This window comes from Amycolatopsis sp. NPDC049688 (assembly GCF_040674975.1).
GTDB lineage: Bacteria > Actinomycetota > Actinomycetes > Mycobacteriales > Pseudonocardiaceae > Amycolatopsis.
The window spans coordinates 76,372-98,433 of sequence record NZ_JBFANY010000009.1 but is presented as its reverse complement, the minus strand read 5'-3'; the positions used below and the strand labels follow the sequence as shown (position 1 = coordinate 98,433).

At 72.1% G+C, this 22,062-nt stretch carries 22 protein-coding genes; 13 read left to right on the top strand and 9 right to left on the bottom strand.

Features of this window, described 5'->3' with window-relative positions:
- Positions 1–173: 173 nt before the first annotated feature.
- Positions 174–1,133 carry a winged helix-turn-helix domain-containing protein gene (locus AB0J55_RS27080; protein WP_364254084.1) on the bottom strand — a complete coding sequence of 320 codons (960 nt, stop codon included), beginning with the start codon at positions 1,131–1,133 and terminating at the stop codon, positions 174–176.
- A 302-nt stretch (positions 1,134–1,435) separates the two neighbouring features.
- Between AB0J55_RS27080 and AB0J55_RS27075 the strand changes: the two genes are divergently transcribed.
- The 5 genes from AB0J55_RS27075 to AB0J55_RS27055 are packed head-to-tail and all read left to right on the top strand — an operon-like array spanning position 1,436 to position 5,833.
- Positions 1,436–3,679, top strand: a complete 2,244-nt coding sequence (locus tag AB0J55_RS27075; protein ID WP_364254081.1) for an ATP-binding protein — start codon at positions 1,436–1,438, stop codon at positions 3,677–3,679.
- Positions 3,679–4,113, top strand: a complete 435-nt coding sequence (locus tag AB0J55_RS27070) for a roadblock/LC7 domain-containing protein (RefSeq protein WP_364254078.1) — start codon at positions 3,679–3,681, stop codon at positions 4,111–4,113. The genes AB0J55_RS27075 and AB0J55_RS27070 overlap by 1 nt, the downstream gene beginning before the upstream one ends.
- Positions 4,110–4,487, top strand: a complete 378-nt coding sequence (locus AB0J55_RS27065) for a DUF742 domain-containing protein (protein ID WP_364254075.1) — start codon at positions 4,110–4,112, stop codon at positions 4,485–4,487. Before AB0J55_RS27070 ends, AB0J55_RS27065 begins: the two co-directional genes overlap by 4 nt.
- Entirely contained in the window at positions 4,468–5,055 is a 588-nt protein-coding gene (locus AB0J55_RS27060; RefSeq protein ID WP_364254072.1) for an ATP/GTP-binding protein, read from the top strand. Before AB0J55_RS27065 ends, AB0J55_RS27060 begins: the two co-directional genes overlap by 20 nt.
- Before the next feature lie 19 nt (positions 5,056–5,074).
- Positions 5,075–5,833: an MHYT domain-containing protein gene (locus AB0J55_RS27055; protein ID WP_364254776.1), complete on the top strand. Its 759-nt coding sequence runs from the start codon at positions 5,075–5,077 to the stop codon at positions 5,831–5,833.
- Here AB0J55_RS27055 and AB0J55_RS27050 read toward each other — a convergent pair.
- A complete protein-coding gene (locus tag AB0J55_RS27050; RefSeq protein WP_364254069.1) occupies positions 5,830–6,459 on the bottom strand; it encodes a PaaI family thioesterase in 630 nt (209 codons plus the stop codon). The genes AB0J55_RS27055 and AB0J55_RS27050 overlap by 4 nt on opposite strands.
- Before the next feature lie 56 nt (positions 6,460–6,515).
- A complete protein-coding gene (locus AB0J55_RS27045) occupies positions 6,516–7,268 on the bottom strand; it encodes an SDR family NAD(P)-dependent oxidoreductase (protein ID WP_364254067.1) in 753 nt (250 codons plus the stop codon).
- 47 nt (positions 7,269–7,315) lie between these two features.
- On the opposite strand from AB0J55_RS27045, the gene AB0J55_RS27040 reads away from it, so the two are divergent.
- The 4 genes from AB0J55_RS27040 (at position 7,316) to AB0J55_RS27025 (ending at position 10,757) form a co-directional block, all read left to right on the top strand.
- Positions 7,316–7,852, top strand: coding sequence for a ferritin (locus AB0J55_RS27040; RefSeq protein ID WP_364254064.1), 537 nt, complete (start codon positions 7,316–7,318; stop codon positions 7,850–7,852).
- A gap of 225 nt (positions 7,853–8,077) precedes the next feature.
- Positions 8,078–9,109, top strand: a complete 1,032-nt coding sequence (locus AB0J55_RS27035) for a non-reducing end alpha-L-arabinofuranosidase family hydrolase (protein WP_364254061.1) — start codon at positions 8,078–8,080, stop codon at positions 9,107–9,109.
- Between the two features lie 11 nt (positions 9,110–9,120).
- Positions 9,121–9,849, top strand: coding sequence for an SGNH/GDSL hydrolase family protein (locus AB0J55_RS27030; protein ID WP_364254058.1), 729 nt, complete (start codon positions 9,121–9,123; stop codon positions 9,847–9,849).
- Positions 9,846–10,757: a PHB depolymerase family esterase gene (locus AB0J55_RS27025; RefSeq protein ID WP_364254055.1), complete on the top strand. Its 912-nt coding sequence runs from the start codon at positions 9,846–9,848 to the stop codon at positions 10,755–10,757. Before AB0J55_RS27030 ends, AB0J55_RS27025 begins: the two co-directional genes overlap by 4 nt.
- 42 nt (positions 10,758–10,799) lie before the next feature.
- Here the strand turns inward: AB0J55_RS27025 and AB0J55_RS27020 are convergent, their stop codons facing one another.
- Genes AB0J55_RS27020 through AB0J55_RS27000 form a run of 5 tightly spaced genes read right to left on the bottom strand, consistent with a single transcriptional unit; the run spans position 10,800 to position 15,302 of the window.
- Positions 10,800–11,927 (bottom strand): alpha/beta hydrolase, encoded by a 1,128-nt coding sequence (locus tag AB0J55_RS27020; protein ID WP_364254052.1) that lies wholly within the window; start codon positions 11,925–11,927, stop codon positions 10,800–10,802.
- On the bottom strand, positions 11,924–13,030 hold the full coding sequence (locus AB0J55_RS27015; protein WP_364254049.1) for an alpha/beta hydrolase: 1,107 nt from the start codon (positions 13,028–13,030) through the stop codon (positions 11,924–11,926). The genes AB0J55_RS27020 and AB0J55_RS27015 overlap by 4 nt, the downstream gene beginning before the upstream one ends.
- A 21-nt stretch (positions 13,031–13,051) precedes the next feature.
- The gene (locus AB0J55_RS27010; protein WP_364254046.1) at positions 13,052–14,035 is read right to left on the bottom strand and encodes a transporter; all 984 of its coding nucleotides are present in this window, start codon (positions 14,033–14,035) and stop codon (positions 13,052–13,054) included.
- Entirely contained in the window at positions 14,032–14,913 is an 882-nt protein-coding gene (locus tag AB0J55_RS27005; RefSeq protein ID WP_364254043.1) for an ABC transporter ATP-binding protein, read from the bottom strand. Before AB0J55_RS27005 ends, AB0J55_RS27010 begins: the two co-directional genes overlap by 4 nt.
- Complete coding sequence (locus AB0J55_RS27000; protein ID WP_364254040.1) at positions 14,910–15,302, bottom strand: GntR family transcriptional regulator; 393 nt, start codon at positions 15,300–15,302, stop codon at positions 14,910–14,912. Before AB0J55_RS27000 ends, AB0J55_RS27005 begins: the two co-directional genes overlap by 4 nt.
- Before the next feature lie 171 nt (positions 15,303–15,473).
- Here AB0J55_RS27000 and AB0J55_RS26995 point away from each other — a divergent pair, with 171 nt between their 5' ends.
- Positions 15,474–16,997 carry an alpha/beta fold hydrolase gene (locus tag AB0J55_RS26995; RefSeq protein WP_364254037.1) on the top strand — a complete coding sequence of 508 codons (1,524 nt, stop codon included), beginning with the start codon at positions 15,474–15,476 and terminating at the stop codon, positions 16,995–16,997.
- Here AB0J55_RS26995 and AB0J55_RS26990 read toward each other — a convergent pair.
- Positions 16,925–18,316, bottom strand: coding sequence for an NAD(P)/FAD-dependent oxidoreductase (locus AB0J55_RS26990; RefSeq protein ID WP_364254034.1), 1,392 nt, complete (start codon positions 18,314–18,316; stop codon positions 16,925–16,927). The genes AB0J55_RS26995 and AB0J55_RS26990 overlap by 73 nt on opposite strands.
- A 97-nt stretch (positions 18,317–18,413) precedes the next feature.
- Here AB0J55_RS26990 and AB0J55_RS26985 point away from each other — a divergent pair, with 97 nt between their 5' ends.
- The 3 genes from AB0J55_RS26985 to AB0J55_RS26975 all read left to right on the top strand — a co-directional run bounded on the left by AB0J55_RS26985 (position 18,414) and on the right by AB0J55_RS26975 (position 22,026).
- A complete protein-coding gene (locus AB0J55_RS26985) occupies positions 18,414–18,980 on the top strand; it encodes a GNAT family N-acetyltransferase (RefSeq protein WP_364254031.1) in 567 nt (188 codons plus the stop codon).
- A 137-nt stretch (positions 18,981–19,117) separates the two neighbouring features.
- Positions 19,118–19,804: a hypothetical protein gene (locus tag AB0J55_RS26980; protein ID WP_364254028.1), complete on the top strand. Its 687-nt coding sequence runs from the start codon at positions 19,118–19,120 to the stop codon at positions 19,802–19,804.
- Between the two features lie 647 nt (positions 19,805–20,451).
- Positions 20,452–22,026, top strand: a complete 1,575-nt coding sequence (locus AB0J55_RS26975; protein ID WP_364254025.1) for a DNA polymerase Y family protein — start codon at positions 20,452–20,454, stop codon at positions 22,024–22,026.
- Positions 22,027–22,062 lie beyond the last annotated feature (36 nt).

Below are 22,062 nucleotides of genomic sequence, written 5' to 3'. Positions count from 1 at the left end.
GGTTCAGCCGGCGCGCCGGGTTACGAGCCGCAAGGACGGCAGAAGGCGCTGCACGGCGACAGGCTAACACGGCCTCGGACGGCCGCGCACGGTTCGGTGGTCTCCCGCGGCCTCGTGAGTGGGAAACAGCGTTAGAACACTGTTTCCCACTCACGAGAGCCGCGGCAGACCCGTCAACTGGCGCGGATCAAGCCCAGCCCCAGCGGCGTCAGCTCGTGCATCTGCGACTTCCCCGACCGCGAACTGCTGATCAGCCCGCTCGCCCGCAGTACCGACGCGTGCTGGCTCGCCGTCGCCGGGGAGATCCCGGTCAACTCCGCCAGCTCGCTCGTGTTGCAGCGGGTCTTCGCCACCGTCACCAGCACCCGCGCCCGCGTGTGACCCAGCAGCGCCGCCAGGGAGGGGCCCGGCTCCGCGTCGGTGTCGAACCGCTGGTGGCTGATCGAATACACCAGGACCGGGGGCCGGTCCGGGTCCTTGTACGTCGTCGGCATCCCGTGCGCGAAGAACGCCGGGACCAGGCGCAGCCCGCGGCCGTCGAGGTGGAGCTCCTGCTCGATCGGGAACCGGACCCGCAGCACCGGCGGGGACCACGTGATGTCCGGGTGCAGCGTCGAGAGCAGCAGCTGGGGGCCGCCGCGGTCCAGGGCCGACTGCAGGCGGTGGCGGTCGTGGGCCACCGCCCTGCGCACCGCCGTCCAGTCCGGGGCGACGCACTGGCGGTAGTAGTCGTGCAACGCCGTGCCGAGGCGGCGCAGCTCGCGGGGCTCGCCGTCGGCGACGCGGCGCAGCCACACCGGGACGCGGGTGCCCTGGGCCGCCAGCTCGGCGACGTCGGCCGCCAGCGCGCGCTCCGGCGTCTCCAGCACCGTCGCGATGCCCTCGTCGATGCTGCGGGCGCCGGCCGGGGTCAGGAAGTCCGGGCAGTAGCCGTACGGCGGGACCGCGGACATCACCAGCCGGCCGGACGCCGGGACCGCCGAGCGCGATCCCCGGCGCCAGCGGCCGAAGAACGGCTCACCCTCCGGCCGCCGGATCCGGTAGCTGCTCATCAGCAGCTCCCACATCGGGTCGGCGTCCCCGGCGATGGTCACCTTCGCCAGGTCCGCTTCCGTGAAGTGAACTTTCAACACGCCGGGCGCACCCCCTTCCGGCCCGAGCGTAACCGCCGCCCCGCGGCCGCGATCAAGGGTGGTCGCCGGAAATTCACGCACCCGGCCGGGAATTCCGTCCGAATCCCGCCCTTCTTCACCCTCTGCAAGGGTAAAAAGCCGCGCCGTGGCAGTTCACGCTGTGTCATTGGTGCGTACGGGGGAAACGACCGGCGTTCCTTGACAACACCACCGCCGCCGGAGTTACGTCTTCGGCTGAATTCCGCGGAAAAGGAACCGGAAATCGTTCTCGGGCCACCGGTACGAATCGAGCCAAGCCACCGATGAAAGAAGACGAACCCCCAGCACGCCGTCCCGTCGCATCCTGGAATCCCGGCAGCTGGCGGTTGCGCACCAAGATCTCCGTCGTGCTGTTGCTGCCCGTCCTGGTCGCCCTGCTGCTGGCCGGCGGCCGGGTGCAGGGCGAGCTCGCCCGGGCGGGCGGGCTCAGCGCCGTCCGCGACCAAATGCCGATCGTGCAAGGGATCGCCGAGCTCGGCGGGCTGGTCGACGACGAGATGATCCACGACGGCGGCGCCGCGCAGACCGCCGCGGTCGACGAGAAAGCCGCCGTGGTCCGCCACGACGCCGCCTTTTCGCAGCTCAGCCCGCAGCTGTCCCGGACATTGGAAGATCAGCTGGGTAAATTGGCCGACCTGCGCCAGCAGACCGGTTCCCCGGCGGCGAAAACCGCGGCTTACCACGACTTCACCGTCGCGCTGAGCGAGGTGATCGCGGGCATCGTCGAGCAGGCCGGGAATGGTGATCTCGACGCGTCGGCAGGCATCGCCGAATCATTGGTGCAGGTGCGCACCAGCCTGGCGGGCCAGGAAGCGCTGGCGGGCCGCTCCGAAGCCGCTTCGGTCACCGCCGCCGAACGCGCCGCGGCCGAAGAAACCGTGCTCACCGGCCAGATCCGCCGGGCCCTGCCGCCCGGCGCGGCGGCCGCCCGGTTCGCGGCGGCGACCAGCCCCGGCGCCGGCGGCCCCGACGCGAAGCGGGCCACGCTCGGCACCATCCTCGCCGAGCAGGTCAAGGCGCTTTCGGACGCGGTCGGCGCGCAGACCAACACCGCCCGGTCCGACGCGCTGCGCGACGCCGCGCTGGTGCTCGCGTCCCTGCTCGGTGCCCTCGCCGTCGCGCTGGCCGTGGCCCGCTCGGTGGTCGCCCCGATCCGGCGGCTGCACGCGGCCGCCCTCGACACCGCGCGACGGCGGCTGCCGGACACGATCGAACGCATCCGCGAGGGCGAGGACGTCGACTGGCACGCGACCGCGCCGCTGCCGGTCGACTCGGAGGAGGAGATCGGGCAGCTCGCGCGGGCCTTCGACGACATGCACCGGCAGGCCGTGCGGCTGGCCGTCGGCGAGCAGGCCGAGATGCGGATCCAGGTCAGCGAGATGTTCATGACGCTGTCCCGGCGCAGCCAGTCGCTGGTGGAGCTGCAGTTGTCGGTGATCGAGGACCTCGAGGCCGACGAGCAGGACCCGCAGCGGCTGGCCGAGCTGTTCCAGATCGACCACATCGCCACCCGGCTGCGGCGCAACGGCGAGAACCTGCAGGTCCTCGCGGGCGGCCGGCCGGTGCGCCGGGACGTCGGCCCGGTCGCGACGGTCGAGCTGCTGCGCGCGGCGACCTCGGAGGTCAAGGACTACCAGCGCGTCTCGCTCGGCAACGCGCCGCGCGGGTCGGTGCAGGCCGAGGCGGCCGCGGACGTCGTGCACATCCTCGCCGAGCTGCTGGAGAACGCCATCCGCTCGTCCCCGCCGGACGAGCGGGTGGTGCTCACCGCCGACCGCGGCTTCGACGGCGGCCTGCTGATCGAGGTCGTCGACGTCGGGCTCGGCATGACCCGCGAGGACCTCGACGCGGCGAACGCCCGGCTGGCCGCCGGCGCCGCGGTGAGCCCGGAGACCACCCGCCGGATGGGCCTGTTCGTGGTCAGCAGGCTGGCCGCCTCCCACGGCATCACCGTCCGGCTGCGGCCCACGACCACCCGGACCGCGAGTGCCGGCATCACCGCCAGCGTGCACGTGCCGGGCGTGCTGATCCTGGTCGACCTGCCGCCCCGGGCCGTGCCACCCGCGCTCGGCCCGGCGGCCGGCCCGGTGAACGGCACCGCCCGGCACGAGCTCGAACCCCGGTGGCCGGCCGAAGAACCGCCGCCGGTGGCCGTGGCGGACCCGCCGACGCCGATCTTCGACCAGATGCTGTCGCACTGGTTCGCCGAGACCCCGGCGAAGGCGGAGCGGGCGGTCGCCTGGGCGTCGCCGGCCGACCAGGTCCGCCAGGCCGCCGAAGCCGCGGTCGTCGGCACCCTCGACGACTTCGACTTCACCAGCTCGGGGCTGCCGACGCGGGAGCCGGGCGCGCAGCTCGCGCCGGGTTCGGCGGCCCCGCGCCGCGCGCCGCAGGCGGACGCGTCCTTCCGGGACCCGGCCGCGGTGCGGAACAACCTTTCCCGGCACTACAGCGGCATGCGCGCGGCCCGGCACCGGGTCGCGGGCGAGCCGGAGGCGGAGCAGTGATGAGCACCCGGCAGGAAGGAACACAAGTGGCCGAGGGGTCCCGGAACTGGCTGGTCTCGGCGTTCACCCAGGAGGTGCCGGGCGTCGCGCACGCCGCGCTCGTCTCGGCGGACGGCCTGCTCGTGGCGGCGAACGACAGCCTGCCGCGCGACCGCGCCGACCAGCTCTCGGCGATCGCGTCCGGTCTCGCCAGCCTCGCGCTCGGCACCGCGGACCTGTTCACCGCGGGCCGGGTCGTGCAGTCGGTGATCGAGATGGAGCAGGGCTTCCTGCTGCTGATGAACGTCGGCGACGGCTCGAACCTGGTGGTGCTGGCCAATCCCGGCTGCGACATCGGCCTGGTCGGCTACGAGATGACGTTGCTGGTGGACCGGGTCGGGAAGGTGGTCGAGACCCCGGCCCGGCCCGCGGCGTCCCCGGGGGCGGCCCGGTGACCGAAGGCCGGCGACGCGGAGGCGGGCGGCACGCGGCGTCGCTGGCCCGCCCCTACGCGTGGACCTCCGGGCGCACCCGGCCGAAGGTCGACCTGGCGGTGGAGGCCCTCGTGGAGACGACGGCGGAGGGCCGCACCGCGCCCTTCAGCCCGACCAACCCGCTGGCCGCGGTGACGCAGCTGTGCCTGCACCAGCGGTCGGTCGCGGAGGTGGCCGCCCACCTGGGCGTGCCGCTCGGGGTGGCCCGGGTGCTCATCGGCGACCTGCTGGCCGCCGGCCAGGTGTCGATCCGCGACACGCTCACCGCGGACGCCTCCTGGGACGAACGGAACGACCTGCTCGAAAGGGTCCTCAGTGGACTACGTGCGCTCTGACAAAAGGATCACCTCGGCGAAGATCGTCGTGGCCGGGGGATTCGGGGCCGGCAAGACGACCTTCGTCGGTGCCGTCTCGGAAATCGACCCGCTGCGGACCGAAGCGCTCATGACGAGCGCGGCCGTCGGCGTGGACCGGACCGAAGCGGTGCCGGGGAAGTTCGCCACCACGGTGGCGATGGACTTCGGCAGGCTCACCCTCGCCGACGACCTGATCCTGTACGTCTTCGGCACGCCGGGCCAGCACCGGTTCTGGTTCATGTGGGACGACCTCGTCTGCGGCGCGGTCGCGGCGATCGTCCTGGTGGACACGCGCCGGCTGGCGGACTCCTTCGCTTCGATCGACTTCTTCGAGTCGCGCGGCCTGCCGTTCCTGGTGGCCATCAACCAGTTCCAGGACACCCGCCAGCACGGGCCCGAGCAGGTGCGCGAGGCCCTGAAGATCCCGCCGGAGGTGGACGTCGTCACGTGCGACGCGCGCTCGCCGGAATCGACGAAGCACACCCTCATCGCCGCGGCCGAGCACGCGCTCGCCGAACACCACGCGCCCAGAACACGCAACGCCTGAAGGAGTGCGGAAAATGCCCATGGACCACCAAGACTTCGCGATGGGCAACTGGCTCGTCGTGCTCGCCTACCTCACCTCGGTGGTGGGCTGCGCCCTCGGGCTGGCCTGCACGCTGCAGGCGCGCTCCACCGACAACCCGCGCACCCGGCTGACCTGGCTCGTGCTGGCGGCCGTGTCGATCGGCGGGGTCGGCATCTGGGTCATGCACTTCATCGCCATGCTCGGGTTTTCCACGCCCGGCCTGCCGGTGCGGTACGACATCCTGCGCACGGCGCTGTCGGCGGTCCTGTCGGTGGCGGCGGTGTTCTGCGGGCTGCTGGTGTTCGGCGTCCGCAACCGGTTCGCGTGGAAGCGGCTGCTGCTCGGCGGCCTGCTGACCGGGCTCGCGGTGGCCGTCATGCACTACACCGGGATGTGGGCGGTCCAGATCAAGGGCACGATCGGCTACGACCCGACGACGGTGGTGCTCTCGGTGGTCATCGCCGTCGTCGCGGCCACGGCGGCGCTGTGGTTCACGGTCGGGCTGGACAAGCTCCTGCCGCGCCTGGCGGCGGGCCTGGTGATGGGCGCGGCGGTGACGGGCATGCACTACACGGGCATGGCGGCGGTGCGCCTGCACCTGGACCCGGCGGCCCCCGACCCGTCCGGCACGGAGGTGTTCTCGTTCCTGTTCCCGGTGTTCGTGCTGGCGGCGCTGGCGATGGCGGTCCCGATCTGCGCGGTGCTGATGGCGACGTCGAGCTCGGAGGCACCGCGGCACACGACGCTGGTGCCCTAGTCCGATGTGGACACCGGGAACCGGTCGGCGCTGAAGTGGACGAGGATCGCCGTCGCCGAGGCGCAGACCACCTCACCCGCCTTGAGCTCGGCGGTGGCGTGGAGCTTGCGGCCGTCGCGGCGGACCAGGCGGCCTTCGGCCGTGAGGGGCACCGCGTACGGCGTCCCGTGGTGGTAGTCGACGGTCAGGGAGGCGGTCATCCCCGGGAACCCGGCGGCGGCGGTGGCGCGGCCGAGCACGTGGTCCAGGACGGCGGCCACCCAGCCGCCGTGCACGCGGCCGGGCGGCCCTTCGTGCGCGGCACCGAGCAGGACGTCGGCGCACACGGACTCGCGGTCCACGTGCACCCACGACAGCGGCGGGGCGAGGGGGTTCCCCGGCCCTTCGAGCGGGTTGTTGATGCTCAGGTGACCCCCGCCTTCGAGGGCGGCGAGCAGCAGCGGTTTCGCGCTGCCGGCGGCCCGCAGGGCGGCGGTGACGGCCTCGACCCGGCTCGCCGCGGCGGCGAGGTCGGCTTCGTCGTCGCGCACGCAGACGGAGGCTTCGATCAGCTCGCGGATGCGGTCGCCGAGCAGCGCCCGTCCCGGAGGAATGCCGTCGACGACCGGAAACGGGTTTTCGGACATCGCGCGCTCCCCGGGCCCGGAACTAGAACACGTTCCATTCTAGCAGGCGGACGGGATCACCAGGTCGGGCGCGCCGTGACCCCGCCGTCGACGATCAGGTCGTGGCCGGTGATCCAGGACGCCAGCGGCGAGGCCAGGAACAGGCACGCGTTGCCGACGTCGGCCGGTGTCCCCAGCCGGCCCAGCGGCGCCGCGCGACGCCAGCGTTCGACACCCTCCGGCCAGTCCTCCGCCAAGCCCGGCCGGGAGATCAACCCGGGCGAGACGGTGTTGACCCGGATCCCGCGCGGCCCGTATTCCAGGGCCGCGCCGCGGGCGTGCATCACCAGTGCCGCCTTGGCCGCGCTGTAGTGGACGTGCCCGGGCGCCGGCTGCCGGGCCTCGATCGACGCGATGTGCGTGACGCTCCCGCCGTCGCGCAGCACCCGTGCCGCGGCCTGGGTGCAGGAGAACGCGCTGGTCAGGGTGCTGTCCAGCATCTCCTGCCAGCGCGCTGCGGTCAGCTCGCCGAGCGCCTCGACCGGCTGGATCCCGGCGTTGTTCACCAGCGCGTCGAGCCGGCCGCCCCAGTCCGCCACGGCGTCGAGCAGGCGGTGGCAGGCCTGGTCGTCGGTGAGCTCGGCGGCGAACGCGCGGGCCCGCCCGCCCGCGGCTTCGATCGCCGCGACGACGTCGTCGGCCGCGCCGGGGCGGCGGTGGTGCACCGCGACGGCCGCGCCCGCTTCGGCGAACCGGAGCGCGATTCCGCGGCCGACGCCGCCGGACGCGCCGGTCACGCAGGCGACCGCGCCGGAGAGGTCGGGGATCATCGCGCCGATCGTAGCTGTGCGCTCCGGTCCGTCGTAGGTTGTGGGGCATGGCCGAAACCCGGAAGTTCGCCGAACTGCTGCGGACGCAGATCCGCCACGAGTTCACCGCCGCCCAGCAGTACATCGCCCTGGCCGTCTGGTTCGACGCCCGTGACCTGCCCCGGCTGGCCAAGCGCTTCTACCGGCAGGCGATCGAGGAGCGCAACCACGCGCTGGCGATGGTCCGCTACCTCCTCGACCGCGACGAGCCGGTGGCGATCCCCGGCAGCGGCGACGTGCGCAACGACTTCTCCAGCGCGCACGAAGCGATCGAGCTGGCCCTGGCGCAGGAACGAGCGGTCACGGCCGACATCGAGGCGATGGCGAAGGCGGCCCGGACCGAGGAGGACTACCTCGGCGAGCAGTTCGTGCGCTGGTTCCTCAAGGAGCAGGTGGAGGAGGTGGCGCAGATGTCGACGTTGCTCACGGTGGTCGAGCGGGCGGGTGGCAACCTGTTCGAGGTGGAGAACCACCTGTTCCGCGAGTCGGCGACGGAGGTGGCGGACGCCCCGGACATGCCTCCGGTCGCGGGTGGCAAGCTCTGACCGGCGGCGCCGGCCGTCGAATGCGGTGAAATGACTCCCTGACCGCATCCCGGCCCATCCGGTTGCCCGTTGTCACCTTTCGCGCTGCGTATTAAACTGACCTCCCGCTGCGAATGTTATCGCTAACACTCGTAGCGAAAGTTTCGAGGCTTCGTCGATTTTCGGAGCCGATGGCGAAAGTTTCGGCCGCCACCGGTTCACTTCCGCCTGCCTCAAGGAGGTTCCGTGAAATTCCGGCCCCTGCTGGTCCTCGCGTCGGTGCTGCTCGCCGCGCTGGGGACCGCGCCCGCCGCGGGTGCCGCGCTGCCGGGGAGTTTCCGGTGGAGCTCCAGCGGTGTGCTGATCAGCCCCAAGTCCGACGCCACGCACAACATCGCGGGCATCAAGGACCCGACGGTCGTCTACTCCGGCGGCAAATACCACGTGTTCGCCAGCACCGCGAACGCCGCCGGCTACAACCTCGTCTACCTCAATTTCACCGACTGGTCGCAGGCCGGTTCGGCCACCCAGCACTACCTGGACAAAACCGCGATCGGCGCGGGTTACCGGGCGGCGCCGCAGGTCTTCTACTTCGCGCCGCAGGGAAAGTGGTACCTCGTCTACCAGAACGGCAACGCCGCCTACTCCACGAACAGCGACATCTCGAATCCCAACGGCTGGAGCGCGCCGAAGAACTTCTACGGCGCGATGCCGGACATCATCAAGCAGAACATCGGCAACGGCTACTGGGTCGACATGTGGGTCATCTGCGACGCCGCCAACTGCTACCTGTTCTCCTCCGACGACAACGGGCACCTCTACCGGTCGCAGACCACCGTGGCGAACTTCCCCAACGGCTTCGGCAACACGGTGATCGCGATGCGGGACTCGAACAAGAACAACCTGTTCGAGGCGAGCAACGTCTACAAGATCGCCGGCCAGAACCAGTACCTGCTGCTGGTGGAGGCGATCGGCTCCGACGGGCGCCGCTACTTCCGCTCCTGGACGTCGTCGAGCATCGCCGGCAGCTGGAGCCCGCTGGCGGCCAGTGAAAGCAACCCCTTCGCGCGGGCGAACAACGTGACCTTCCCCGGCGGCCAGTGGTCGAAGGACATCAGCCACGGCGAAATGATCCGCTCCGGCAACGACCAGACGCTGCCGGTCAACCCGTGCCGGCTGCAGTACCTCTACCAGGGCAAGGACCCGAACGCGGGCGGCGACTACAACAGCCTGCCCTGGCGGCTCGGCCTGCTCACCCAGACGAACTCGACCTGCTGAGGAGGACGGCGATGAAAACCCGGCTCCTGGCCGCCGCGGCGGCACTGGCCCTGGCGTTCACCGGCCTGACCGGTGTCGCGAACGCGGAGTCGAACGGCGGCGTGCGGATCATGCCGCTGGGCGACTCGATCACCTACGGCACCGGCGTGCCCGGCGGCTACCGGATCGGCCTGTGGCAGCGCCTGGCCGCCGGCCGCTACACCAACGACTTCGTCGGCTCGCAGTTCAACGGGCCGGCCAGTCTCTGGGACCACGACCACGAGGGCCACCCCGGCTGGCGCATCGACCAGATCGACGCGAACATCACCGGCTGGCTGCGCACCTACAACCCCCGCTCGGTGCTGCTGCACATCGGCACCAACGACATCCTGCAGAACTACAACGTCGGCGGCGCGCCCGGCCGGCTGTCCACGCTGATCGACCACATCACCGCGACCGCGCCGAACGCCGACGTGTTCGTCGCCCAGCTCATCCCGATCGGCTGGGCGAGCGGGGACGCCGCCGTGCAGACGTTCAACAACGCGCTGCCCGGGATCGTGCAGGGCAAGGTGAACGCCGGCAAGCACGTGCACCTGGTGAACCTGCACAGCGCGGTGTCCACCGCCGAGCTGCCCGACGGCGTCCACCCGAACGCGGCAGGCTACGACAAGATGGCGGCCGTCTGGTACAGCGCCCTGCGGTCGGTCCCGGGCAGCATCGGGAACCCGCGGCTCGCCGCGGCACCCGGAGGAGTGTCATGAAGCGCGTGCTCACCGCGGTCCTGGCCCTGCTGGTCACGATGGCCGGCCTGGCCGCGCCCGCCCACGCGGCCGCGCTGACCAGGGTGACGAACTTCGGTAACAACCCGACCAACCTGAACATGTACGTCTACGTGCCGGACCGGGTCGCGGCCAAGCCGGCGCTGCTGGTGCTGGTGCACTACTGCGGCGGCTCGGCGAGCTCGGTCTTCGGCTGGAACGGCAAGGACTACGTCACCGCGGCCGACCGCTACGGCTACGTCATGGTGCTGCCCGAGGCGACCCGCAGCGAGAAGTGCTTCGACGTCTCGACGCCGAACGCGCTGCGCCGCAACGGCGGCGGCGATTCGACGGGCATCATGTCGATGGTCGCCTACGCCAAGTCGCGCTACAACGTCGATCCGGCGCGGGTCGTCGTGAGCGGGTTCTCGTCCGGGGCGATGATGACGAACGTGCTGGCCGCCCAGTACCCCGACGTGTTCGCCGCGGGTTCGGCGTTCTCCGGCGTCCCCGCCGGGTGCTTCGCCACCACGAACGGCTCGCTGTGGAACAGCACCTGCTCGGGCGGGCAGTCGATCAAGACCGCGCAGCAGTGGGGCGACCTGGCCCGGGCGATGTACCCCGGCTACACCGGCCGCTACCCGCGGATGCAGCTGTGGCACGGCACCACCGACACGACGCTCGCGTACCCGAACTTCGGGGAAGAGATCAAGCAGTGGACCAACCTGGACAAGGTGGGCCAGACCCCGGCGTTCACCGACCACCCGCAGTCGTCGTGGACGCGGACCCGGTACGGCTCCACGAGCACGCAGGCCACGGTGGAGGGCGTCAGCATCGCCGGCGTCGGGCACCAGCTGCCGCTGACCGGCCAGCTGGCGTACGCGATTTCGTTCCTCGGCCTCGACCACTGAACAGGGGGAAGCGGCACCCCCAGTGCCGCTTCCCCCGTGGTTTCAGTGGCAGAAGGTGACTTCCGGATAGCCCGGCTGATCGAGCACCGGCCGCGTTTCGCCCCGCAGGTGCCGGTCGAAGAACGCGTTCACGTACGTCCGCGTGATCTCCTGGGTCCGCAGCGCGGACGTCGTCGCGCCGTAGTCGGCCCCCAGCTCGTCACCCACCAGGCCCACGTCGGTGAACGACGCGTGCTGGGCGCCCCGCACGTCGGCCCAGCGCCGCCAGCCGGTGAGCTGCGGCCAGTCCCGTTCCCACGTCGGGTCGCCCGGCACGCAGGCGGTGGCCCCGAGCTGGTGGCCGAGGAACATGAACGGCCGGGACAGCCCGGGCGGGGTCAGCGGGACGTGGGTCGTGCCGTCGATGTCCATCCCGGCCTTGATCCTGCGGTCGGAGACCATCGCCGGGATGGTGCTCGCCCCGCCGATCGAGTGCCCGGCCATGCCGATCCGGGAGCTGTCGATCAGCGGCGCCCACCGCGAGTGCGTCAGCGAGTCCAGCACGAACGACACGTCCTTCGCCCGGCCCAGCTCCAGTTTCTCCCAGAACGCGTCGTCGTGCGGGACGTCGCAGGACGCGCACCCGGCGAAGTGCCCGTCCGGGAAGCTCTGGCCGGCGTTCTCGTAGGTGTGACCGACCAGCGCGACGGCGTACCCGTGGCTCGCCAGGTCCTCGGCCAGCGCGCTGAGCGTGGCCCGGGGCTTGGTGTACCCGGGCGACAGCACGATCAGCGGCAGCCGGTGTCCCGCCGGCCGGGCGTCGGCCACGGAGTTCGTCACCATCGTGGTGAGCAGGTCCGGCGGCACGTCGAGGCCGCTGCCGGTCAGCAGGGCCGCGGACTCCGCCGCGGTCAGGTACTGCGTCTTCGGCCCGTCTCCCGAGGCGGCCGGGTAGAAGAGCGAGACCATCAGCTCCCGGTAGGGGACCGACGGCACCCAAGGGTCGGGGCGCGAAGTGTCCTTCAGGTACACGGACGTGCTGCCCACCGGCCGGTTCCCCGTCGGGGCGGGCAGGTACGGCGTGGTGGTCATGGTGGGGTGGGCCTCCTGGTGGGGGGTGTCCGCCGACGCGGGCGGCGCCGTGAGGGCGAGGGCGGCTGCGGTGGTGGCCACGAGGCTGCCGATTCTCATCCGATGAAGCTCACTTCCGGGTAGGCGGGCGAGGGCGCGGCCAGCAGCGGCTGCGGACGGCAGCGCAGGTGCTGGTCGAAGAAAGCGCTTACGTAGTTCCGCGTGACGGTCAGTGCGCGGTAGGGGTCGATCGAGTCGCCGATGTCGACCCCCAGCTGCGCGGCGAGCACGCCGAGGTCGGTGAACGACGCGTGGACCGTGCCGGAGACCATGATCCAGCGCTTCCAGCCGGTCAGGTGCGGCCAGTCGGTTTCCCAGTCGTCGTACGGCCCGGGCGCACCCGGGGTGTAGTTGTCCATGCTGCCCACGAACAGGAACGGCCGGGCCAGCCCGGACGCCGGGAGCGGGACGTGGATGCTGCCGTCGAGGTCGGCACCCGCGCGGATGCGCCGGTCGGCCAGCATCGCCTGGGTGGTGATCGCGCCGCCCGCGGAGTGGCCGGTCATGCCGATGCGCTGCGGGTCGATCAGCGCGCCCCACTTCGAAGCCAGCAGCTCGTCGAGCACGAACGTCGTGTCCTTCGTCCGGGCCTGCGCGAACTTCTCCCAGAAGCCGGGCCGGTCGTCGACCTCGCAGGCGGCGCAGCCGGTGACGTGGCCGTCGGGGAAGGTCGTGGCGCGGTTTTCGTAGGTGTGGTCGATCGCCGCCACGGCGTACCCGCGGCTGGCGAGGTCCTCGGCCAGCGCGGTGAGCGTCGCCCGGGGCTGCGTCCAGCCCGGGGACAGCACGACCAGGGGCAGGCCGTGCCACCGCCCGGCCGGCCTCGCGTCGGCGACGGCGTTCGTCCGGACCGTGCTGAAGACGTCCAGCGGGAGGCCCGGGATGTTCTGCCGCTCGAGGTTGCGTTCGGACTCGAGGGGAGTCATGTACTGTTTCTTCGGCCCTCCTCCCGAGGTCGCCGGGTAGAAGAGCGAGACCATCAGCTCCCGGTAGGGCACCGACGGCACCCACGGGTCCGGGCGTGAAGTGTCCTTCATGGACAGTGTGGTGACGCCGACCGGCTGGTGCCCGGTCGGGGCGGGCAGGAACGGCGTCGTGGCCGCCGAGGCGGGCGACGCGGACAACGTGAGCGTGATTGCGGTGGCCACCGCGAGAGTGCGCATGGTTCCCCCAGTCGGAATCGGTCAGGACAGGTGGCGGAGACGGCGGAAGCAGAACCAGGTGAGCAGGGCCGTGACGGCGAGGTAGAGCGCCAGTTCGAGCCACTGCAGCGGCCAGAACCGCGAACCCGGCTGGAAGGTCAGCCGCTGCTGGTAGCCGTGGGTGCCCAGCTGGGCCACGCACGCTTCCAGCGTGCCGCGCTCCGGCGGGCCCTGACCCGGTTTCGGGGAGCAGTCCTGCACGAAGGACGGCAGCGGGTCGGCCACGTTCCCGGCCGGGTCCACGGTTTCGTTCGCCAGTTCCCAGGCCCCGGCCGGTTTCCGCACGCCGATCTCGGTGATCCCCTGCTTGTCGTTGCCGGTGATGTTCGTGACGTCCTCCGCGACGATCGGGACCGTCTGGACCTGCGGCGGCAGCAGGTACGGGCGCACGAAGGCCGGCACCAGGACCAGCACGGCGGCGAGCGTGACGAGCGTGACGGCCATCGCGGGCACGGTCCGCTTGAGCAGCATCCCGACCGCGACGCCGAGGACGAGCGCGAAAGCCGCGTACCCGATCGGGACGATCCCGCGCGCGCCGAACACCACCGGCGAGATGCGCGGCAGCATCCCGCGGTCGGTCTGGACCGCGGCGAGCGCGTCGATCGGGCTCGCCCACCACGAGACCGCCCAGCCGAGCAGGGCCGCCGCGATCATGGCGGCGAGCAGGCCGAACCCGAGTTTGGTGGTGAGCCACCGCCTGCGGGTGACGGTCTGGTTCCACACGAGACTGTGCGTGCCGCTCTCCAGCTCGCGGGTGATCATCGGGACGCCCCAGAAGACGCCGATCACCGCGGGCAGCAGGTACAGCACCAGGATCGTCCCGCTGAAGAGCACGTCTTCGTCGTTGAAGTCCGTGCGGCCCACCAGTTCCGGCCCGGTGATCGCGAGCACGACGGCGATCGCGATCAGGGCGGCGAGCACCGACAGCGCGGGCGTGCGGAACTGGCGCCAGGTCAGCCAGGTCATCGGAGGACCTCCAGGGCGGGGCGGGCGGCGACGGGGTTGCTCATGTACTCGAGGACGAGGTCTTCGAGGCCGATCTGCCCGACCGTCCACGCGGGATCGAGGATCGGCGCCTCGGTGCGGACGAGGACGGTCGTCTGGCGGTCGGTGTGCTTCGCCGAGACGACGTGCTGGTCCGCCGGCAGCGTGTCGAGGTCCCGGCGCGGCCCGGAGAGCCGGTGGTGCGTGGCGAGCAGTTTCTCCACCTCGCCGATCACCCGGACCTGCGAGGCCACCAGCACGACGAGGTGGTCACAGACCCGCTCGAGGTCGTTGACCAGGTGCGAGGACATCACGACCGACAGCCCGTGTTCGGCGACGGCTTCCATCAGGTCCTGCAGGAACTCCCGGCGCGCCAGCGGGTCCAGCGCGGCGACCGGCTCGTCGAGCAGCAGCAGTTCGGGGCGCTTGGCGATGCCGATCGTCAGGGCCAGCTGGGCGCGCTGGCCGCCGGAGAGCTTGCCCGCGTGCTGCTTCGGGTCCAGCCCGAGGCGTTCGACACGCTTTTCGGCGAGCGAGGCGTCCCAGCCCGGGTTGAGGTGGGCGCCGAGCCGCAGGTGCTCTTCGATCGTCAGTCCACTGTAGACCGGTGTGTTCTGGGCGACGTAGCCCACCTTGGCCAGCTGCTCCGGGCCGCTGCCCGGTACCCCGCCGCACACCTCGATCGTGCCGGTCGTCGGCTCCAGCATGCCGGCCGCGATGTTCAGCAGCGTCGACTTGCCGGCCCCGTTGGGCCCGACGAGCCCGGTGACGTGGCCGGCTTCGATCTCCAGCGTGCAGCCGGTAAGCGCTTGCTTGCGCTGGTAGTTCTTGCCCAGTCCCTGGGCCTTCAGGACGATCACGCTATGTCCTCTCTGGCGGAGTCGCGAAACGTGGACATCAGCAGGGCCTCGATGCTCTCTTCGTCGAGGCCGGCCCGGCGCGCCTTGGCCAGCCAGCGGCGGAGGTCCTGCCGCAACGGCGCCATCGCGGCGAACGAGGCGCCGTTCAGGGTCGCCGTCACGAAGGTGCCGACACCGGGGCGGGCCGAGACGAGGCCGTCGTGCTCCAGCTCGCGGTAGGCCTTCAGCACGGTGTTCGGGTTGATCGCGAGGCTCGCGACCACGTCCTTGACCTTCGGGAGCTGGTCCCCCTCGGTGAGCAGGCCGAGGCGCAGCGCGTGCCGCACCTGCTGGACCAGCTGCTGGTACGGCGACAGGCCGGACCTCGTGTCCAGGTGGAACTCGATCATCGGCAACTCCATTTATCTAGTTAACTAGTACTATAGCTAAGTGCTCCGGTTGTCCGCCAGAGATCTTTTTCGCCCCGGCGATCAACCTCGCCACCCCCTCGCCCGTCTGGAGGGATGATCGTTCCCTTCCCGAGAGGATTTCTCGTGCGTCGTTTTCCTGGGGGAGGCATCGTGCGCGGCCTCGTCGTCGCGCTCGGTGTCTCGATGGCCGTCTCGGCGGGTCCCGTGGTCGCGTCCGCGGCACCGGTGTCCGTCGACAAAGTGCCGACGCCACAACTGAGCTGGACCGGCTGTGAAGACGGGTTCCAGTGCGCCACCGCTTCGGTGCCGCTGGACTACGACCGGCCGTCCGGCGCGAAGATCGACCTCGCGCTGATCAAGCTGCCCGCCACCGATCCCGCGCACCGGATCGGCTCGCTGTTCGTCAACTTCGGCGGCCCCGGCGCGTCCGGCCTGCAGCGGCTGCGGGAACGCGGCAAGTGGCCGTGGCTGTTCTCCGACGAACTGCGCGCGCGGTTCGACCTGGTCTCGTGGGACCCGCGCGGGATCGGCCACAGCACCGCCGTCCGGTGCTTCGACTCCCTGGCCGAGCAGGAGTCGTTCTTCGGATCGTTCCCGGAGATGCCGGGTGACCCGAGCGGGAACGCGGCCTTCTACGCCAAGTCGAAGGAGCTGGCCGACCGCTGCTCGGCCAAGGCGGGCCCGATCCTGGAGCACGTCTCGACGGCCAACACCGCCCGCGACCTGGAGCTGCTGCGCCGGGCGGTCGGCGACCCGAAGCTGAACTACCACGGCATTTCCTACGGGACGCAGCTCGGCGCGACGTACGCGAACCTGTTCCCGAACCGGATCCGGGCGATGGTGTTCGACGGCACCATGGACTTCGCCGGCAACGCGACCGGCCAGAACGGCAACGGCAAGAGCGTCCCGCTGGACACCCGCCAGGACGTCGCGACCGGCATCGCGCAGACCTTCGAGCAGTTCCTGCGGCTGTGCACGGAAGCCGGCCCGAAGTGCGCGTTCTCCTCGGGTGACCCGAAGGCGAAGTGGGTGGCGCTGACGGCTCGCGCGAAGCAGGCTCCGATCGTCAGCAACGGCGAGACGTGGACCTACTCCGGCATCATCAACGCGGCCGCCGACCTGTCCGACTCGCGCGGCTGGCCGGACATCGCCGCGCTGCTGCAGCGGCTCTACGACGCTCCGGCCACGCCGGCCCTGCGCTCGGCCGCCGTCAAGGGTGAGCAGTACACCTCGAACCGCACCGAGGCGTTCAACGCCATCCAGTGCAGCGACAGCGACGTGCCCACCGACCCGGCGGTCTACAGCCGGTACGCCGAGTCCGAAGACCAGCGCGTGCCGTACTTCGGGCGGATCGCGGTGCTGGACATGATGAGCTGCGCTTACTGGAAGGCGAAGGACACCGACCGGTACACCGGCCCGTGGAACCGCCCGACGTCGGCGGAGATCCTCGTGCTGAACAACCACTACGACCCGTCCACGCCGCTGCCCGGCGCGCGCGACGGCGCGGCGGAACTGGCGCGGGCGCGGGTGTTCGTCACCGAGGGCTACGGCCACTCGTCGATGTACGTGCCGAGCACGTGCACCGAGAAGGTCAAGCGGGACTACCTGATCTCGGGCACCTTCCCGGCCGCGGGCCAGACCTGCGGGATCGACGCGAGCCCGTTCGCGGGCTGATGGTCGGGGCGGGCCGCATCGGTGACGGTGCGGCCCGCCGCCACGAAGGCGTCCCGCGGGTGCTGCACCGAAGCCAGGCTGAGGATGTCACGGCCGAACAGCGCCTGCGTCAGCCACACCGCGAGAACGCGGACCTTGCGTTCCCAAGTGGGCACGGCCAGCACGTGGTAGCCGCGGTGCATCAGCCACGCCGGGAGTCCGGTGAGGACGATCCGCTTGTACTGGAAGATCCCGCGCCCCAGGCCGAGCGTGGCGATCGCGCCCAGGCTGTGGTGGACGTACGGCTTCGGTTCCCGGCCGCGCAGCGTCGCGACGATGTTGCGGGCCAGCAGTTTTCCCTGCCGGTAGGCGTGCTGGGCGTTGGGTACGGTCCGCGCGCCCGGCATCGTCAGGTCGGGCACCGCGGCGGCGTCGCCCGCGGCCCAGGCGTCGGCCACACCCTCGACCCGCAGATCCGGGCGCACCACGAGGTAACCGCGGTCGTCGACCGGGAGGTCGGTGTGCCGGCCGATGACCGGGTTGGCGCCGTTGCCGGCGGTCCAGACGATGAGCCCGGCGTCGAACTCCTCGCCGGTCGAGAGCGTCACGTGGCCGTCTTCCGCCGACGTCACCAGGGTGTTCAGGTGGACGCGGGCACCCCGGCGTTCCAGTTCCCGCACGACCCAGCGGCCCGGCCGGTCGGTGACCTCGGGCAGGATGCGGCCCGACGCCTCGACGAGGTGGAACCGCAGTTCGTCGCGGCGCAGTTCCGGGTAGTGCTCGAGCAGCGCGGTCGCCAGCGACAGCAGCTCGCCGAAGCCCTCGACACCCGAGAAGCCGCCGCCGACGAACGTGACGGTGAGCAGCTTCCGCCGTTGTGGCCCTGCCGGCAACGCGGCGGCGCGGTCGAACCCGGTGAGCAGCCGGTCGCGGATGGCGACGGCCTCTTCGACGTGCTTGAGGCCGATGGCCTGCTCGGCGATGCCGGGCACGGGCAGCGTCCGGGTGACCGCGCCGGCGGTGACGACGATCAGGTCGTAGCCCAGTTCCCGGGGGCCGCCGTCGGCCGGCTGCACGGTGACGACACGGTGGCCGTGGTCGATGGCGGTCACCGCCCCGGCGACGACCCGCGTGCGGCGCAGGTGCCGCCGCAGCGGCACGGCGGCGTGCCGCGCCTCGACCGAGCCGGCCACGACCTCGGGCAGGAACGGCTGGTAGGTCAGGTAGGGACGGGGATCGACGAGCGTGACCTCCGCCTCGCCGTGCCGCAGCTGCTTCTCGAGCTTCCAGGCGGCGTAGAACCCGGCGTAACCCCCGCCGACGATCAGGATTCGGCGCATTTCGTCCTCTTTTCTCGCTTCACCCCCTGGACGAGGCAGCGGACGAGGCTGTGACGGCGACCCGCGTCACACCCCTGGATGCGGCAGACTCCGGGGGATGGCGTACACCGTCCGAGCCCTCGACGCCTCGACGTGGGCGGCGTTCGCGGAACTCGTGGAACGCAACAACGGCATCTTCGGCGGCTGCTGGTGCCTCGGGTTCCACCCGGAACGCGCGCAGCGCGGCCCGGTCCGCCGCGCGATCAAGGAGGACCGCGTCCGCACGGGTGGCGCGCACGCGGCGCTGGTGCTGGACGACGACGGCGTCGCCCAGGGCTGGTGCCAGTACGGCAGCCCCGCCGAGCTGCCCGGGATCAAGCACCGGCGGGCGTACGACAAGGCGACGCCGCCCCGGCCGGACTGGCGGATCACGTGCGTCTTCGTCGACCGGAAGCACCGCGGCCGCGGCGTCGCCCGCGCGGCGCTGGGCGGGGCGCTGGCGCAGATCGCGCAGGACGGCGGCGGGCTCGTCGAGGCGGTCTCCGAGGTGACGGCGGGCCGTGCCGCGCCGGCCCGGTTCCTGTTCAGCGGGACGGTGGAGCTGTTCGAGGAACACGGGTTCACGCGCGGGCGGCAGCTGGGCGAGCACGCGTGGATCGTGAGCCGGATGATCTCGCCCGGGTGAGGTCCGCCCGTCCGGCTTGACAGCGGGGCCGGTCGTCTCGCACTATGCGAACAAGTGTTCGATAAGTGTTCTGGGTTCGCCTGTGGCTTCCTCACGCGGGTGTCTCCGGTACGAGTACGTGGTGCTGGAGGTGGGTGGTGGCGGTGCCCGAGGCGCTGGCCGGGCTCACGGCGATTCCGGGGGTCGGCACGGCCGCGCAGCTGCGTGAGCCGTCCCCGGACGCGGAGCTGCTGGCGGTGCTGCCCCCGCTGGCGGCGCTGCTGCCCGGCGGCGGCCTGCGCCGGGGAAGCACGATCGCGGTGCGCGGAGCGACCTCCCTGGTGCTGGCCCTCCTGGCGGCGCCCACCCGCGCCGGTTCCTGGGCGGCGGTGACGGGCCTGCCGGAACTGGGCCTGGCCGCGGCGGCGGAACTCGGCGTGGACCTGGAGCGGATCGCGCTGGTCCCGGACCCCGGAGCGGAGCTGGTGCCGGTGGTTTCGGCCCTGGTGGACGGGTTCGACGTGGTGGTGCTCGGCCAGGCCCGCGGGCTGGCCCCGGAGACGGCCCGCCGGCTGGCGGGCCGGGTCCGCAACCGGGGCACGGTCCTGCTGGCGGTGGGGTCCTGGCCGGGCGCGGACCTGGAGCTGAGGGTGTCGGGACGACGCTGGCACGGCCTCACCCAGGACGGCCACGGCCACCTGAGAAGCCGCGAGGTACTGGCGACGAGCCACGGCCGCGGCGCGGCGGCCCGCCCGCGGACGGTCCCGTTGCAGCTCCCGGCCCCGGAGGGAACGGTAGCGCCCGGCGCCCAGCGGGGGCGGCGGCTGGTCGAGGTGGCAGGGTGAGGCGCGCGATCGCCTTTGCGCCGCTGCACCCCGCCCCCCGCCCACACGGGCCGCGAGCTCCCCGGCAGCCGCGCAGTGGCCTGCGGCTTGCTGGTCGGGTGCGCGGTGGGCTGCGGCCTGCTCGGCGGGCGCTCGGCGCGCAGCGGGAGTGGCGGCTGGTCGAGGTAGCGGGGTGTGCCTTTGCGCCGGTGCACCCGGCCGACCGCCCGCGCGGGCCGCGAGCTGTTCGGCAGGTGTGCGGTGGGTTGCGGGTTGCTCGGCAGGCGCTCGGCGCGCAGCGGGAGTGGCGGCTGGTCGAGGTGGCGGGGTGAGGCGCGCGATCGCCTTTGCGCCGCTGCACCCCGCTACCCGCCCACACGGGCCGCGAGCTGCTCGGCAGGCGCGCGGTGGGTTGCGGCTTGCTGCTCGGGCGCGCGGCGGGCTGCGAGCTGCTCGGCGGGCCCGCGATGGGCACCCCCTCACCGACCAAGCCCGCCGCGGCCACGAGTGCCGAGGCCGGGGAGGGCGGCAGCATCGTGTCGTCCCTCCAGTCACGCGTGTCGACCCTCCAGTCACGCGTGTCGACCCTCCAGTCACGCGTGTCGTCCCTGCAATCACGCGTGTCGTCCCTCCGATCACGTGTGCTGCCCGCCGCGCGGCGTCCGGGGATGACTGATGCGCCACGGCTGCTCGTCCTGTGGTGTCCCGACTGGCCGGTCGTCGCCGCCGGGGCTGCAGCCGGTACTTCGCCCACTTCGGCCGCCGCCGTCTTCTCCGGGAGCCGCGTTGTTGCCTGCTCTGCCTCCGCGCGGCGCAGTGGCGTCCGGCGGGGGATGCGGCGGCGGGATGCCCAGTCTCGGTGTCCGGAACTCGTTGTGCACCAGCATGATCCCGATCGTGATGCCCGGCTCTTCGAACCCGTCGCCGCCGCCGTCGAGGCGCAGGCCGTCGGGGTCGAGGTCGTGCGGCCCGGTGTGGTCGCCGTTCCCGTCGACGGGGCCGCCGGGTACTTCGGCGGGGAAGCCGCGCTCGCCGAGCTGCTCATCGACGAGGTTGCCGCGCGGGCCGGGGTCGAGTGCCAGGTCGGGGTCGCCGACGGGCTGTTCGCCGGGACCCTCGCCGCCCGCCGGTCCGCCGTCGTTGCGCGCGGGCGGGCGGCGGAGTTCCTCGCGCCGCTGTCGATCGCCGAACTGGACCAGCCCGGTGACGACCGGGGCGAGCTCGTCGACCTGCTCAAGCGGCTCGGCCTGCGCACCCTCGGTGCGTTCGCCGCGCTGCCCGAACGCGACGTCGCCGGCCGCTTCCCGAAGGACGCCGTCCTTGCCCACCGCCTCGCCCGCGGCCTCTCCGAACGCCCGCCGCTGCGCCGCGCCCTGCCGCCGGACCTGGCCGTCACCGAGACGTTCGAGACGCCGCTGGCCAGGGTCGACGAAGCCGCCTTCGTCGCGAAGACGCTCGGCGAACGCTTCTTCGCCGGCCTGGCCGACCACGGCCTCGCCTGCACGCGCTTGGCCATCGTCGCCGTCACCGAAGCCGGCGAAGAACGCGTACGCGTCTGGCGCTGCGCGGAACCCCTCACCGCCCGCTCGACGGCGGACCGCGTGCGGTGGCAGTGCGAAGGCTGGCTCACCGCCCGCGACCGGCCCACGGCGGGCATCGTCCGGCTGCGCCTCGACCCCGAAGAGGTCGTCGGCGGGCAGGCGCTGCAGCTGCAGCTGGGTTCGGTGGGCCGCGACGCCGACGCCGCCGAGCGCGCCGCCCGCGCGCTGGTGCGGATCCAAGGCCTGCTCGGCCCGGACGCGGTGGTCACCCCGCTGCTGGACGGCGGCCGCGGCCCGGCCGAACGCGTCCGGCTGATCCCGTGGGGCGAGCCGCGCCGCCCGCTGGCCGCCGACCGCCCGTGGCCCGGCCGGCTGCCGGCCCCCTCGCCGACGGTCGTGCCCCGCCGCCCGGTCCCGGCGGAGGTTCTCGACGCGGTCGGTGACGTCGTCCGCTGCACCACCCGCGGCGAACTCGGCTACCCGCCGTCCACGGTGGCCGTCGACGGCGGCCCGGCCCGCCGCGTCCTCGGCTCGGCGGGCCCGTGGGTGGTCCACCCGGCCCTGCCCACCCGCCGCGGTGAGCGGCCGCTCGTGCGGCTGCAGGTGGTGCTGGAAGGCGACGCCGACGGTGATATCGCTCTGCTGCTCACGGCTCCCATCGGTGATAGTCCACAGTGGATAGTTGAAGGGTGTTACGACTAGGGGCGGCTCACGGACACACTTCGAGATTACCGGCTC